Origin of the sequence: Cryobacterium sp. CAN_C2 (assembly GCF_015751745.1) — a bacterium.
In the GTDB taxonomy this organism is placed as follows: Bacteria; Actinomycetota; Actinomycetes; order Actinomycetales; family Microbacteriaceae; genus Cryobacterium.
This window is the reverse complement of the sequence record NZ_JADOUX010000010.1, coordinates 113980-128655: the sequence shown is the minus strand read 5'-3', so window position 1 is coordinate 128655 and position 14676 is coordinate 113980. Positions and strand designations below refer to the sequence as shown.

The 14676-nt window shown below is 64.6% G+C and carries 11 protein-coding genes; 6 read left to right on the top strand and 5 right to left on the bottom strand.

What is annotated here, in order from left to right; all coding sequences use genetic code 11:
• The 3 genes from IWX77_RS17150 to IWX77_RS10070 all read right to left on the bottom strand — a co-directional run.
• Positions 1–423, bottom strand: a 423-nt coding sequence (locus tag IWX77_RS17150) for a biotin/lipoyl-containing protein (RefSeq protein WP_327012163.1), incomplete at its 3' end; no start/stop codon positions are given.
• A gap of 62 nt (positions 424–485) precedes the next feature.
• Entirely contained in the window at positions 486–1859 is a 1374-nt protein-coding gene (gene lpdA / locus IWX77_RS10075) for a dihydrolipoyl dehydrogenase (RefSeq protein WP_196844370.1), read from the bottom strand.
• A 101-nt stretch (positions 1860–1960) separates the two neighbouring features.
• Complete coding sequence (locus tag IWX77_RS10070; protein WP_196844369.1) at positions 1961–3454, bottom strand: leucyl aminopeptidase; 1494 nt, start codon at positions 3452–3454, stop codon at positions 1961–1963.
• A 104-nt stretch (positions 3455–3558) separates the two neighbouring features.
• On the opposite strand from IWX77_RS10070, the gene IWX77_RS10065 reads away from it, so the two are divergent.
• The 5 genes from IWX77_RS10065 (at position 3559) to IWX77_RS10045 (ending at position 9450) form a co-directional block, all read left to right on the top strand.
• Positions 3559–4482 (top strand): proteasome assembly chaperone family protein, encoded by a 924-nt coding sequence (locus IWX77_RS10065; RefSeq protein WP_196844368.1) that lies wholly within the window; start codon positions 3559–3561, stop codon positions 4480–4482.
• A 69-nt stretch (positions 4483–4551) separates the two neighbouring features.
• On the top strand, positions 4552–5880 hold the full coding sequence (locus tag IWX77_RS10060; protein ID WP_196844367.1) for an MFS transporter: 1329 nt from the start codon (positions 4552–4554) through the stop codon (positions 5878–5880).
• Between the two features lie 200 nt (positions 5881–6080).
• Positions 6081–7373 carry an RNA polymerase sigma factor gene (locus IWX77_RS10055; RefSeq protein ID WP_327012162.1) on the top strand — a complete coding sequence of 431 codons (1293 nt, stop codon included), beginning with the start codon at positions 6081–6083 and terminating at the stop codon, positions 7371–7373.
• Between the two features lie 43 nt (positions 7374–7416).
• A complete protein-coding gene (locus tag IWX77_RS10050; protein ID WP_196844366.1) occupies positions 7417–8691 on the top strand; it encodes a MurT ligase domain-containing protein in 1275 nt (424 codons plus the stop codon).
• Positions 8692–9450, top strand: a complete 759-nt coding sequence (locus IWX77_RS10045; protein WP_196844365.1) for a type 1 glutamine amidotransferase — start codon at positions 8692–8694, stop codon at positions 9448–9450. It begins immediately after the preceding gene.
• Between the two features lie 107 nt (positions 9451–9557).
• Here the strand turns inward: IWX77_RS10045 and IWX77_RS10040 are convergent, their stop codons facing one another.
• Positions 9558–9794, bottom strand: a complete 237-nt coding sequence (locus IWX77_RS10040) for a DUF7455 domain-containing protein (RefSeq protein ID WP_196844364.1) — start codon at positions 9792–9794, stop codon at positions 9558–9560.
• 184 nt (positions 9795–9978) lie between these two features.
• Between IWX77_RS10040 and IWX77_RS10035 the strand changes: the two genes are divergently transcribed.
• Positions 9979–12057 carry a DNA gyrase/topoisomerase IV subunit B gene (locus IWX77_RS10035; protein ID WP_196844363.1) on the top strand — a complete coding sequence of 693 codons (2079 nt, stop codon included), beginning with the start codon at positions 9979–9981 and terminating at the stop codon, positions 12055–12057.
• A 49-nt stretch (positions 12058–12106) separates the two neighbouring features.
• Here IWX77_RS10035 and IWX77_RS10030 read toward each other — a convergent pair whose 3' ends face one another.
• On the bottom strand, positions 12107–14596 hold the full coding sequence (locus IWX77_RS10030) for a DNA gyrase/topoisomerase IV subunit A (RefSeq protein WP_327012161.1): 2490 nt from the start codon (positions 14594–14596) through the stop codon (positions 12107–12109).
• Positions 14597–14676: the final 80 nt, after the last annotated feature.

Here is a 14676-nt window from a genome sequence, read left to right as displayed (position 1 = left end):
GGGCGTGGCGACCGGAGCCGCAACGGGCTCGGGCGTGGCGACCGGAGCCGCAACGGGCTCGGGCGTGGCGACCGGAGCCGCAACGGGCTCGGGCGTGGCGACCGGAGCCGCAACGGGCTCGGGCGCGGCAACCGGGGCGGCCACCTCAGCCACGGGCGCCTCAGCTACGGGCGCGGCAGCGCCGGATCCATCGCCGATCGTGACGAGAGGAGTTCCGACCTCGACGGTCTCGTCTTCCTGCACCAGGATGGCTTCAATGATGCCGGCGACCGGGGACGGAATTTCCGTGTCCACCTTGTCGGTCGATACCTCGAGCAACGGCTCGTCGACCTCCACGCGGTCGCCCACGTTTTTGAGCCAGCGGGTGACCGTGCCCTCTGTAACACTCTCACCGAGTGCCGGGAGGCTGACGGATTCGCTCATGCGCATGTCTCCTTCAAAACCGTTTTTTTATCTATAAATTGGATGAAAATGGTGAAAACCGACTACATCGCGTGAAGCGGTTTACCGGCGAGCGCCAGGAAGGCCTCACCCATCGCTTCACTCTGCGTCGGGTGCGCGTGCAAGAAAGGAGCAACATCCTCCGGGTACGCTTCCCAGTTAACAACGAGCTGGCCTTCGCCGATGAGCTCACCGACGCGGGCGCCGATCATGTGAATACCCACGATGGGGCCATCCTTGACTCGCACAAGCTTGACCGACCCGGCAGTGCCGAGAATGGAGCTCTTGCCGTTTCCACCGAGGTTGTACTCGTAGGTGGCAATCTGGTCGGCACCGAACTTGTCGGCGGCTTTGGCTTCGCTGTACCCGACAGACGCAACTTCGGGGTCAGAGTAGGTGACCTTGGGGATGTTGAGATCCTCGACGATGATCGGGTTCATTCCGGCGATTTCTTCAGCGACGAAGATACCCTGTTGAAAGCCGCGGTGGGCGAGCTGCAGGCCGGGAACGATGTCGCCCACCGCGTAGACACCGGGGATGCTGGTGGCGAGGCGCTCGTCGGTGATGACGAACCCACGGTCCATGGTGACGCCGACGTCGTCGAAACCGAGACCCGCGGTGACCGGGCCACGGCCGACGGCCACGAGCAGAAGATCGGCCTCAACGGTTGCACCGTTCTCGAGCGTGACGACAACGCCCGAGTCGGACTGCGTGACGCTCTGAAAGCGGATGCCGAGAGAATACTCGATACCGCGCTTGCGGAACGCGCGCTCCAACTGCTTGGAGATCGACTCTTCCTCGTTGGGCACGAGGTGCGGCAATGCTTCGATGATCGTGACGTCGGCGCCGAAAGACTTCCAGATGCTCGCGAACTCGACGCCGATGACGCCGCCGCCGAGCACGGCGACCTTCTTGGGAACGTATTCCAGGGCGAGAGCGATCTCGCTCGTGATGACGCGCCCGCCGATTTCGAGGCCGGGCAGCGAACGGGAATAGGAACCCGTGGCCAGAATGACGTTCTTGCCGACGATCGTGTCGTCGCCGACCTGTACGGTCGTGGGGGAGACCAAACGGCCTTCGCCCTCGACCACGGTGATGCCGCGCGCCTTGATCAGGCCCTGAAGCCCCTTGTACTTGCTCGCGACGATGCCCTCGCGGAACGCGGTGACGGCAGCGATATCGATGCCCTCGAACGCGGTCTTGACGCCGTATTTGGCGGCTTCACGGCTGACGTCGGCGACCTCGGCCGAGTGCAGGAGGGCCTTGGTCGGAATGCAACCGACGTGCAGGCAGGTGCCGCCGAGTTTGCCCTTCTCGATCAGACCAACGGTGAATCCCAGCTGCACGGCACGCAGCGCTGCTGCGTAACCACCGCTTCCGCCACCGAGAACGACAATGTCAAAATTCTGTTCCGACACTCAGCTACTCCCTCGCGCATTATGCTTTGTCACGACGGCCGACAAGATCGTGCTGATCGGCCGCGTGGATTGACAAGCTTTTTCTTGCCCCTACGACTGTACTACGGGCGTGAAAAGTCCTCGGCCAGTCGGAGAAGCGTCCGAACGGACACCCCGGTCGGTCCGGCGGCTGTGAATCCCCAGCCGGGTCCGGAATTCTGGGCCGGTCCGGCAATGTCGAGGTGAGCCCAGGGAATCGTCTGGCCGGCCGCATCCGTTCCGATGAATTCCTGCAAGAAGACCCCGGCGAGCAGCATTCCTCCGGCCGTGCTGCCGATCTTCGCGTTGGCGATGTCGGCGACGTCGGAATTGAGGGTGGCGCGCAACTCGTCCGGAAACGGCATCGGCCAAGCCGTCTCGCCGACCGCGGCGCTGGCTGCGAGCACGTGCTGCACGAGAGCATCGTCTCCCATCGCGCCGAAATAGCGGTTGCCCAGGGCAACCACGGCGGCGCCGGTGAGGGTGGCGACGTCGATTATGGCGTCGGGGTGTTCTTCGGCCGCAGCGACGAGCCCGTCGGCGAGCACGAGGCGACCCTCGGCATCCGTGTTGAGCACTTCGACGGTGCGTCCGCCGCGCAGGTGCAGCACGTCGTTGGGGCGAATCGCTGAACCCGACGGCATGTTTTCGGCGATACACATCCACGCGGTGATGCGCACTGGCAGCTGGAGTCTGGCGGCGGCGACCACCACGGCAAGTACCGTGGCGGCACCGGTCATGTCGTACTTCATACCGACCATCGATGCCGGCTGCTTGAGCGAGAGGCCGCCGGTGTCAAAGGTGATCCCCTTGCCGACGAGGGCGAGATGCTTGCTGGCTTCGCTCGGCGTGTAGCTGAGCTTGACCAGGCGCGGCGGGCGGGTTGAACCGGCACCGACGCCGGCGATGCCGCCAAACCCGTCGGCTACGAGCTGCTGTTCGTCCCAAACCGTCACGTCGAGTGGTAGGCCGTTCGCGGCCTCGATCGCCAGGTCGGCGAGTGAGGCCGGGTAGAGGTCGAGCGGTGGCATGTTCACGAGGTCCTTGACCAGGCGGATCGCCTCGGCGCTGACCTCTGCCCGTTGCACCGCGGATGCCGCCGGCGTCTCGGTGTGCACCACGACGGTGTGGGCCGGTACCTTGGCGGCTGCCAGTGAACTGTGCCGGTACGTCGTGTACGAATAGCCGCCGAGGGCCGCACCCTCGAGGACTGCTTCGACCTGCTCGGCGTCACGCAGGGGGAGGGCGAAGGCGACCGAGGCCGCACCGGTGAGCTGGCGCACTGCTGCACCGGCTGCGTGGCGAAGGGCGTCGGTGCTGGCCACACGTCCGAGCCCGACAACGGCGATGCTGCGCGGCGTACCGACAGTGACCACCAGGCGCACGACCTCGTCGCGGGCGCCGGTCACGCTGAGGAGCGGCAGGTGAGCCGTCACCGAGGCGATCAGATCGTCGCCGAGCGTGGCATCCGCGAGCAGCCGCGCCCCATCATCCGTTTGGAGGCACGCCAGGATGAGAATGTCGGCGGTGGAGCCCCGCGCGGACTCGGTGGACAGGGACAGTGTGGGAACAGTCATACCTCGATGGTAACCGTGGCACGAGTCGTGGCTGTTCGCTCTGGGCACGATGGTGAAAGCCCCGAAACACAGCGGAAATGAGGTCCCCGGATTAGAGTTAAGAAATGTTAGACCCCGAGGATCTGTACGAACTCACCGCAGACGCCGATGGCGTCCCGGAAGGATTACACCTGATCATGGGCCTGACCGGCTTCGCGGATGCCGGTGGCGCGGTCGCGCAGTTCACCGACTACCTCCTGACCACACTGGAGCACACCGTGGTGGCGTCGTTCGACACGGACACCCTGCTCGACTACCGCGCCCGGCGCCCGATCATTTACTTCGACCAGGATCACCTCACCAACTACCAGCCGCCAGCGCTGCGGCTGTACCTGGTCCGCGACGAGATCGGCCAACCGTTCCTGTTCCTGACCGGCTTCGAACCGGACTTCCGGTGGGAGCAGTTCACCGCCGCCATGCTGCAGCTCGTCGAACGATTCACGGTCGCCTCGACGACCTGGGTGCACGCCATCCCGATGCCCGTTCCACACACCCGTCCGATCGGCGTGACGGTCAGCGGTAATCGCTCCGACCTCATCGAGAACCGATCGGTCTGGCGTCCGCACACCCAGGTCGCGGCCAACGCCCTGCACCTGCTGGAATTGCGCCTACAGGAACGTGGCGCCTCGACCGTCGGGTACGTGTTACTCATTCCGCACTATTTGGGCGATACCGAGTTTCCCGCCGCAGCCCTGAGCGCTCTCGAGAGCACGAGCGCGTCGACCGGTCTGATCTTCCCGACCGATCGGCTGCGTGAAGCCAATCGCGAATTCGTCGCGCGCATCGACGATCAGGTGCGAGACAATCCCGAGCTGGCCAAGCTCGTGGGCACCCTCGAGCAACGCTACGACGCCTACATGGAAGGCAGTCCACTCCGGTCGCCCCTCACCGACGAAGACGGCGAACTTCCGTCGGCCGATGAAATCGCAGCGGAACTCGAGAACTTTCTCGCCCTGCGCCGCAGCCGAGACGACGGGGCCGTCAGCTAGGCGCAGCTGAAAGACGCCAGCGGCCGCGGCCAAAGTTGCCGGTCGGGTGAACGGGATAGGTTAGATCGAGTGAACTCTCGACGATCCATTCTGATCTTTATCATCGGGTCGTTCGCGTACCTGTCGGCCGTGCTGCAGCGCACCTCGATGGGAATCGCCGGGGTCGCCGCCACGGAGAGATTCGGCGGCTCGGCAGCCATCCTCTCGAGCCTGGCCGTGGTGCAGCTCATCGTCTATGCTGCCGCGCAGATTCCGGTTGGCGTGTTGATCGACCGGTACGGCCCGCGGGTGCTCATGATCACCGGTACGACGCTCATGGTGACCGGCCAGATCACGCTGGCACTGGCGCCGGATATCACGGTCGCCGTCATCGGCCGCATTCTCGTCGGCGCCGGCGATGCGACCATCTTCATCTCGATGATCCGCCTGATCAGTTCCTGGTTCAGCGGTCGCGTCGTTCCTCTGTTATCGCAGTGGATGGGTAACATCGGCCAGCTCGGCCAGGTGCTCTCCGCGGTTCCCCTGGCGTGGTTGTTGGACACGAGCGGCTGGACTCCGGCCTTTCTCTCGGCAGCTTCCGTGGCCGTGGTTGCCTTGATCGTGGTCATCATATTCGTGCAGGACCGGCCCAGAGACGTCGCGGAACACGTGCGCGCCAACAGCCTCGGCATCGCGCTGACCCAGCTGCGGCACAGCTTTCGGCGCCCGGGTACCCAGCTCGGATTCTGGTCGCACTATGTGACGCAGTCATCCGGGACCGTGTTCAGCCTGCTCTGGGGCTATCCGTTCATGGTCTACGGTCTCGGCTATGAACCGGCCTTCGCCGCGGGAATGCTCACGGTGTTGGTCGGCGCCGGGCTCGTCTTCGGACCGATCCTCGGCCTACTGACGGCCCGCCACCCGTTGCGCCGCAGCAACATCGTGCTCGGCATCGTGACGGGCATCGCGTGCGCGTGGGCGATCGTGCTGCTCTGGCCCGGCGTTCCGCCACTCTGGACGATCGTGTTGTTGTTGGTGGTACTCGGCATCGGCGGCCCCGGCTCCCTCATCGGTTTCGACTTCGCGCGCACCTTTAACCCGCAGCGCAGCCTCGGCTCGGCCAACGGTGTTGTCAATGTCGGTGGGTTCACCGCGAGCTTCGTCATGATGTACCTGATCGGTTTACTGCTCGACCTGCAGGACGGATGGCGCGTCGCCGGGGGAGGAGCGCGTGACTTATACGCGCTCGACGCGTTCCGGGTGGCGTTTTCGGTGCAATATCTCGTCATCGGAATTGGTGTCGGTTTTCTGGTACACGCCCGGGTACGCACCCGGCGCCAGCTCTCCCGCGATGAGGGAATAGAGGTCGCACCGATTTGGGTTGCATTATCACGCTCCTGGAAACGTCGTAACCAATGATCGTAGTACGTGTCGTGGCTTGTCGTCCAGACAATCCGTGCAATAATTGTATTTAGGACCCGTTCTGGTCCGGGGCATGCTGACATCATTTTGGCATGGGTATCCCGGGACTTGACATGGGTCCAAGTTCTGCCCAAAAACGCTTCTGGCTCCTTTTCGGCCAACAGAAGCAGGTAAGACTCCGCATGAGAGGTGTTCGAATGGCAACCACCGTCAAGACCGAGGTGACCGACGAGTCCGTCACGACTCCCGTAGTAGTACCGCCGGTCAAGAAGACCGTCACCAAGGCTGCAGCTGCGAAAGCCGCTGCCGCCGAGGCCGCAGCGACGAAGAAGTCCGCGGCTCTTGAAGCGGTCGCCGACAAGCCGGCGCCGAAGAAGCGCGTCACCAAGGCGAAATCCGTCAAGAAAGACGACGACGCCGACGTTGATGGCGGTTCCGAGGCCGACGAAGAAGAGTCAGACGACGACAGCACCAAGCGCACGGCGTCAACGGAACCGCTTCCCAGCGGGGCCCTCGTGCTCTCGCTCGTCGACGACGACGACGAGGTTCCGGTGTACTCCAGCGCCATCACCGGCGCCACGGCTGACCCGGTCAAGGACTACCTTAAGCAGATCGGTAAGGTCGCGTTGCTCAACGCGGCTGAAGAGGTCGAGTTGGCGATGCGGATCGAAGCCGGGCTGTTCGCGGAAGACAAGCTGTCGGAGATGACCGACGTCGAGAAGAAGAATTCCCTCGGCCGCGAGCTGCAGTGGGTTGCCAAAGACGGTGCCCGGGCCAAGAGCCACCTCCTCGGCGCCAACCTGCGTCTCGTCGTGTCGCTCGCCAAGCGGTATACCGGCCGTGGCATGCAGTTCCTCGACCTGATCCAGGAGGGCAACCTCGGCCTCATTCGTGCGGTGGAGAAGTTCGACTACACCAAGGGCTTCAAATTCAGCACCTATGCCACCTGGTGGATTCGCCAAGCGATCACCCGCGCCATGGCCGACCAGGCCCGCACGATCCGCATTCCGGTGCACATGGTCGAGGTCATCAACAAGCTCGCCCGGGTACAGCGCCAGATGCTGCAGGACCTCGGTCGCGAACCCACGCCGGAAGAGCTGAGCCGCGAACTCGACATGACGCCCGAAAAGGTCGTCGAGGTGCAGAAGTACGGGCGCGAACCGATCTCCCTGCACACCCCGCTGGGTGAAGACGGCGACAGCGAATTCGGTGACCTCATCGAAGACACCGAGGCCGTTGTACCAGCGGATGCCGTGGGCTTCACCATGCTGCAGAAGCAGCTGGAAAGCCTGCTCGACTCGCTCTCGGAGCGCGAAGCCGGTGTGATCCGCATGCGCTTCGGCCTCGGCGACGGCATGCCGAAGACCCTCGACCAGATCGGTGACACCTTCGGTGTCACGCGCGAGCGCATTCGCCAGATCGAGTCCAAGACGATGGCTAAGCTTCGTCACCCGTCCAGGTCGCAGTCCCTGCGCGACTACCTCGAGTAAACGTGTCAGTGACAGGGTCCCCCCGGCTTTCGAATTCGATTTCGTGAGTTCCCTTCGGTATGCCCCCGCAATTTTGGTCGGTCGAGCCGTTCGAGTGTTGGCCCGCTGGCGCAAGCCGGGCGGTGGCTCAGCCATCCCCGGGGTCGTGGTCAACCGCATCGCCCCGGGCTTCTTGGCCGCGACGCTCAACGGCTTCCCCCTCGGGCTGGTGATCGTGACCGGGTCCAGCGGCAAATCAACGGCGACAAAGATGCTCGTCGCCGTTCTGCGGGCCCACGGCCTGACCGTGTTCACCAACCAGTCAACGGCGAACATCAGCCAGGGGTTGACCAGCGCCCTCCTGGAACGGGTCGGCCTGTCCGGGCGAATCGCCGGGGATGTGGCCGTGCTCGAAATGGACGAAGGCCACGGCGCGTTCATCGCCGGGTCGTTGAACCCGCGAGTTGTCGCCCTCACCAACGTCATGGTCGATCAGATCGATCGCTTTCACGACTCCGAGATGGTCGCTGCCCTGCTCGCGAAAATCGCCACTCGGGCCACGGAAACCGTGGTGCTCAACGCCGATGACCGCTATCTGGCCGAGCTCGGCTCGGCCCTCGAACCGACCGTGCGGGTTGCCCGTTACGGCGTGACCCCCGCCGTTCTCGGCCAGTATCCCCGCGGACTCGGCTACGCCGAGACCACACCGAATCGCCTGCCCACCGGTATCGGGCTGCAGCTGACACGCGTGGTCGGCCGGGACGCTGCCGTGGAATTTGGCACGGGCGGGCACAGCATCCGCTTACCGGCCCGCGGCATTCACTATGCCGTCGACGCACTGACCGCATTGTGCACGGCCCAGGCGACGCTGGGGGAACGTTTCGATCCCACCGTCGCCTGTGCCTCGCTGTCGGCCATGCCGGCCGTCTTCGGTCGCGGCGAGGTCGTCACCGTTGGCGGAAAGACCATCGAGTTCGTACTCGTGCAAAACCCGTCAAGCTTTCAGCTCAACGTCGACAGCCTCGAGGCCGACACCGAGCAGATTCTGGTGATCATCGGATCCGATGTGCGCGACCCGTCCTATTTCTGGCCGGTGGACACCTCCGGGCTCCGCCACGTGCTCATCGCCTCGGGGCTCAAGGCGCACGACATCGCCCTGCAGCTCGCCTATGACAATGTGCAGGTCGACCGCATCGAACCCGATGTCCCGACTGCCCTCGACGCGTTCCTGGCGCTGCCTGATCCCGCATCCGGGGTGAAAACCATTATCTTCTCCGCCGACGGTATGCGGCGCACCCGCGCCCACCTCGGCCTCGTCTCCAATGCTGAGGAATCGTAAATGACCGCCACTTCGCTTCAGCGGCCGTTCACTGTCGTATCGCTGCTGCCCCGCCTGCTCGACACCAATGGAGATGCCGGCAATGCCCGGGTGCTCGCGCAACGGATTCGCTGGGGCGGCCACGACGCGCAGGTCGTCGACGTGCACTGCCGTGCCGACCTGCCCGAACAGGTCGACGCTGTGTCGATCGGTTCGGGAACGGATGCTGCGATCCTGCCGGCCCGCGACGCGCTGCGTACCCTGGTCCAGGAGCTTCGAGTCTGGTCCAACTCCAAAGTGCCCGTGCTGGCCGTCGGTACCGGCTGGGAACTGCTGAGCTGGGGCATCGACCGTGCCGACGGCACCGTTATTGAGGGCCTCGGGCTCGTGGCCGGTCAGGCCGCGCCGCGGGCGGCTCGCGCCACCGACGACATCATTGTCGCCTCAAAATATGGCAGGTTGATCGGGTTCGAGAACCACGCCCGTGACTACATCGGCGCCGAAGCCAGCCCGCTCGGACGTGTGCTCTACGGGACCGGAAACGGTTACCGAGCGTCCGGTCCGCTGATCGAGGGACTGACCATGGGAGAGGTGTTCTGCACCCACCTGCACGGCCCGGTTCTCGCGCGCAATCCCGCACTCGCGGACCACCTGCTGCGGGCTGCGTTCACCCGCCACGGACTCGAGTATGCGCGAGGTGCCAGGGCGGAATTCGTTGATGAGACCGCGCAGGCCGCACGCAACCAGGTGGCCGCGCGCTTGGGGCAACCGGTGGAATAACGTGCCCGGATGACGATGTGCGTGAGCCAAGAAAACCGCGCAGGAAGCTGGCCTCCGCCAGCCGCCTGCGCGGCGTTCGTTCTCGTTCGGCTCGAAGTCCGGATCAGCTAGGAACGCTGATCTTCCAGCAGACGACTTGACTCGTCGTGCCAGCTTTCGGCAATGCTCGCGAGCTTCTCTTGGTGCTTTCGGCCGTGGTGGGCGCAGAACAGCAGTTCGCTGTTCTTCACGACGACGCGAATGTAAGCCTGGGCGCCGCAAGCGTCGCAGCGGTCGGCTGCGGTGAGCTGGTGGGGGGCGCCCTGGTTATCTACAGCACCATTTCCGGTGGCGATCTGGGACATATTCTCCTCCTCCAGAGTTAATTGCATGAACCCTCGTTGCTAATGTAAGCACGCCAAGGGGTCAAAGACGAGATGAACGGCCGGTATTTCGCTTACCGCGTAGACGCGTCATGCCGGGCTCTGAGCCGCCACCGGGCAGCCCGGCGCGAAAGATTGCCGGTCGGGGCCGGTATTCTTGATTGTTGTGAGCTCTGACTATTCCGCGCGCCACCTGTCGGTCCTTGAGGGTCTGGAGGCAGTGCGTAAACGCCCCGGCATGTACATCGGTTCCACCGACTCGCGTGGACTGATGCACTGCCTGTGGGAGATCATCGACAATTCCGTCGATGAGGCCCTGGGTGGGCACGGTGCCAGCATCAGCATTGAGTTACACCCCGACCACAGCGTCGAGGTGTGTGACACGGCCCGCGGAATACCAGTCGATATCGAACCCAAGACCGGCCTGACCGGCGTCGAGGTCGTGTTCACCAAGCTGCACGCGGGCGGAAAGTTCGGCAGCGGATCCTATGCCGCGTCGGGCGGCCTGCACGGCGTGGGAGCATCCGTTGTCAACGCCCTCTCTGAGCGCCTCGACGTCGAGGTCGACCGCGACGGCAAGACCTGGGCCATGTCGTTTCACCGCGGCGAACCGGGCCTGTTTGCCGATTCGGGCGAGAAAAGCCCCGATGCCCCGTTCAGCCCGTTCGAGAATCGCAGTGAACTCCGGGTGATTGGCAAGGTCAAGCGGGGTGTCACGGGAACTCGGATTCGCTACTGGGCCGACCGGCAGATCTTCACCAAGGGCGCCACGTTCCACACCGACGAGGTGCTCAACCGGGCCCGCCAGACGGCTTTCCTCGTTCCCGGGCTCGCCATCGAGGTCGCCGACCGACGCACCGATGAACCGGTGACGAGCCTGTTCCAGTTCGACGGCGGCATCTCCGAATTCGTCGAACACCTCGCCACGGATGCCCCGATCACCGACACCTGGAGACTGACCGGCAGCGGATCCTTCAGCGAGACGGTGCCCGTGCTCACCGAGAAGGGCGCCATGGTGCCGACCGAGCTCGTGCGCGACTGCCAGGTGGATATCGCCCTGCGCTGGGGGACCGGCTACGACACGATCGTGCAGAGCTTCGTCAACATCATCGCCACGCCCAAGGGCGGCACCCACCAGGCCGGCTTCGACGCCGGGCTGCTCAAATTTCTGCGCGGCCAGGTTGACCTGAACGCCCGGAGGCTCAAGGTGGGCAGCGACAAGCTTGACAAGGACGATGTCATGGCAGGCCTCACCGCCGTGCTCACCGTACGCCTGCCCGAACCACAGTTCGAGGGTCAGACCAAGGAAGTGCTCGGCACCCCCGCGGTGCGGGCGATCGTCGCGAACGTCGTCGCGACGGCCATGGCCGAGAGATACGCCTCGCCGAAACGCGACGATAAGACCCAGTCAGCGCTGCTGCTTGACAAGATCGTCGCCGAGATGAAGTCGCGCATCTCCGCCCGGGCGCACAAGGAAACCCAGCGTCGCAAAAATGCCCTGGAAAGTTCGTCACTACCGGCGAAGTTGGTCGACTGCCGCAGCAATGACGTGTCAACGAGTGAACTGTTCATCGTTGAGGGTGACTCGGCCCTCGGCACCGCCAAGCTCGCCCGCGACAGCGAGCACCAGGCGCTGCTGCCGATCCGCGGCAAAATCCTGAACGTGCAGAAGGCGTCCGTCGCCGACATGCTCTCCAACACCGAGTGTGCCTCAATCATCCAAGTGATCGGGGCCGGTTCTGGTCGCAGCTTCGACCTGTCGGCGGCACGCTACGGCAAGGTGATCATCATGAGCGACGCCGACGTCGACGGCGCCCACATTCGCACCCTGCTCCTCACGCTGTTCTTCCGCTACATGCGGCCGATGATCACCGAGGGCCGCGTTTTCGCTGCCGTTCCGCCGCTGCACCGGGTCGTCGTGATGAATCCCGGCAGCAAACCCAATGAGACCATCTACACCTACTCCGAGACCGAACTGCACTCGGTGCTGGGTGCGCTGGAGAAGAAGAACCGGCGCTACCAGGACCCGATCCAGCGCTATAAGGGCCTCGGTGAAATGGATGCCGACCAGCTCGCGACCACAACCATGGAGCGGGCCCACCGCACGCTGCGGCGAGTGCGCGTCGACGATGCCGAAGCCGCTGGAAGGGTGTTCGAGTTACTCATGGGCAACGACGTCGCCCCGCGCAAGGAGTTCATCATCGACAGCTCCGACAAACTCTCCCGAGACCGCATCGACGTCTAACCCTTTGCGGTGCGCGCGCTGCGCTCAGCCGGTTTCTGCACGATCTACGCTAGATTTCGGTGCCGATCGCGTCGATGATCGCGTCGAGCATGACGCCGGAGGCGTCGCGGCGCGACCCCGACGCCGGCAGGCTCCGCGGCGTACCGTCCGGTCCGACGGCACGGGCCGGACTGCGGCCGACCCAGGCCGCCGCGATAGTGTCCTCGCCCTTGAGAAAACGCTGGGCTCGCACTCCGCCGGTCGCCCGACCCTTGGTCGGGTATTCGGAGAAATCGCTTTGTTTAGCGCTGCCCGGGTCGGTTCCGGGCAAAGTCTGGCTACTCGCCGCCACCGTGGCCACCACGGCCGTCGCAACGTCATCGGCCGACAGACTCGTGAAGAACACGACCGTCTCGCCCGGCGTCAGCTTGATGCCGGCCATGCCGCCAGCCGCTCTGCCCTGCGGCCGCACACCAGCAGCGGTGAATCGCAACAGTTGCGCATCCGAGGTGATGAAGACGAGGTCGTCGTTCTCGGCACCCTGCACCGCGCCGACCACCTCGTCCTTGGGCTTGAGCGCGATGATCTCGAAGTCCGGCTTGTTGGCCCAGTCGTTCGGGGCGACCCGTTTGACGACGCCCTGCCGGGTGCCGAGTGCGATCGCCTGATCCGAGTCGAGCGAGACTATCGCGAGCACCTGCTCCTTCGGGTCGGGCAGCACGAGGTACTCGCTAATGCGCACGCCGGCCGCGAGCTGAATCGACGTCGTCGGCATCACCGGAAGATCAACGGGGGAGAAGCGGATGAGCCGGCCCCGGTTGGTCACCGCGCCCACCTCGGTGCGACTCGTCGTGTCGAGCGTCGATAGTACGGCATCGTGCTTGCTGCGGCGCTGCGGCGGCTGGATGCGCGGCGGCACGGCGTCGTCGACCGCGACCAGGTCGACCCGGGCGATGCGCCCGGTCACGCTCAGAAAGACCCTGGTCGGAATGTTCTGCACCTCGAGCACGGCAGCCTGGCGTTTGGCGGCAGCCGCCGACAGGCCCGCGATGCTTGGCTTGGCCTCGGTCAGCACCGTGCGGCGCGGGGTGCCGAACTTCTCGGCCACAGCGCCCAGTTCCTCGGAGACCAGCGTGCGGATGGCGGCCTTGGATGCCAGCAACTTCTCCAGCTTGGCGATCTCGGCGAGCAACTGGTCACGTTCGGCTTCGAGCTCAATGCGGGAGAACTTGGTCAGGCGCCGCAGCCGCAATTCGAGAATGTACTCGGCCTGGATCTGGCTGAGGTCGAACACGTCGATAAGTTTGGTCCGGGCCTGTTCGGTGTCGTCGCTTGCCCGAATAACCTGGATGACCTCGTCGATGTCGAGAATCGCCACGAGCAGCCCGAGCACGAGGTGCAAACGCTCCTTGCGTCGGGCCAGCCGGTAGGCGGAACGACGCGTGACGACCTCGATGCGATGGTTGACGTAGACGTGCAGCAGTTCGAGCAGGCTAAGGGTCTGCGGGGCGCCATCGACCAGGGCGACCGCGTTGATGTTGAACGAGTCTTCGAGCGGCGTGTACCGGTAGAGCTGCTCGAGCACGGCGTCGGGACTGAACCCGGTCTTGATGCCGATCACCAGGCGCAATCCCTTGGTGCGGTCAGTGAGGTCGGTGACATCTGAGATTCCGCTGAGCTTCTTCGAGTTGACGCCGTCCTTGATCTTCTCGATCACCTTTTCCGGGCCGACCAGGTAGGGAAGCTCGGTCACGACAAGTCCGGTTTTGCGGGCGCTGATCGCCTCGACCGAGACGCGGGCGCGGGTCTTGAAGCTGCCGCGGCCGGTGTTGTAGGCATCCTTGATACCGGCCAGGCCGACGATGGTTCCACCGGTGGGAAGGTCGGGTCCTGGCACGAACTCCATGACGTCGTCGAGGTTCGCGTTCGGGTGGGCCAGCAGGTGCCGGGCGGCCCCGACGACCTCGATCAGGTTGTGCGGGGCCATATTGGTGGCCATGCCGACGGCGATGCCGCTCGTGCCGTTGACGAGCAGGTTGGGGTAGGCGGCCGGCAGTACGTCGGGCTGAGTGAGCTGATTGTCGTAGTTGGGCACGAAATCGACAACGTCCTCGTCGAGATTCTCGGTCATCGCCAGTGCCGGGGCCGCCAGACGAGCTTCGGTGTACCGGGGCGCGGCCGGTCCGTCGTCGAGGGAACCAAAGTTGCCGTGCCCGTCGATGAGCGGCACCCGCAGCGAGAAAGACTGGGCCATGCGTACGAGGGCGTCATAGATCGCGGTGTCACCGTGCGGGTGCAGCTTGCCCATCACCTCCCCGACGACGCGGGCGCTCTTCACGTGGCCCTTGTCGGGGCGGAGCCCCATTTCGCTCATCTGGTAAAGGATGCGACGCTGCACCGGTTTCAAGCCGTCCCGGGCGTCGGGCAGGGCCCGGGAGTAAATCACCGAATAGGCATACTCGAGGAAGGACCCCTGCATCTCAACCGACACATCGACGTCTTCAATTCGTTCGGTGCCAGCTGTGCTGGTGGCTGGTGGGGTGCTGTCTGAGCGGCTCATTGTGAATTCTGCTTCAAGCGTGCGGCGGCAACCGATCGAACCGGCCACCGCTGCACTGGGTAGGGAGCGCTCGCGAGAGC

Bases quoted from the DNA above. Each gene is read 5' to 3' on its own strand.
- IWX77_RS10030 (WP_327012161.1), bottom strand. From the start codon at position 14,596: ATGAGCCGCTCAGACAGCACCCCACCAGCCACCAGCACAGCTGGCACC.
- IWX77_RS10070 (WP_196844369.1), bottom strand. From the start codon at position 3,454: ATGACTGTTCCCACACTGTCCCTGTCCACCGAGTCCGCGCGGGGCTCC.
- IWX77_RS10065 (WP_196844368.1), top strand. From the start codon at position 3,559: ATGTTAGACCCCGAGGATCTGTACGAACTCACCGCAGACGCCGATGGC.
- IWX77_RS10045 (WP_196844365.1), top strand. From the start codon at position 8,692: ATGACCGCCACTTCGCTTCAGCGGCCGTTCACTGTCGTATCGCTGCTG.
- IWX77_RS10055 (WP_327012162.1), top strand. From the start codon at position 6,081: ATGGCAACCACCGTCAAGACCGAGGTGACCGACGAGTCCGTCACGACT.
- IWX77_RS10040 (WP_196844364.1), bottom strand. From the start codon at position 9,794: ATGTCCCAGATCGCCACCGGAAATGGTGCTGTAGATAACCAGGGCGCC.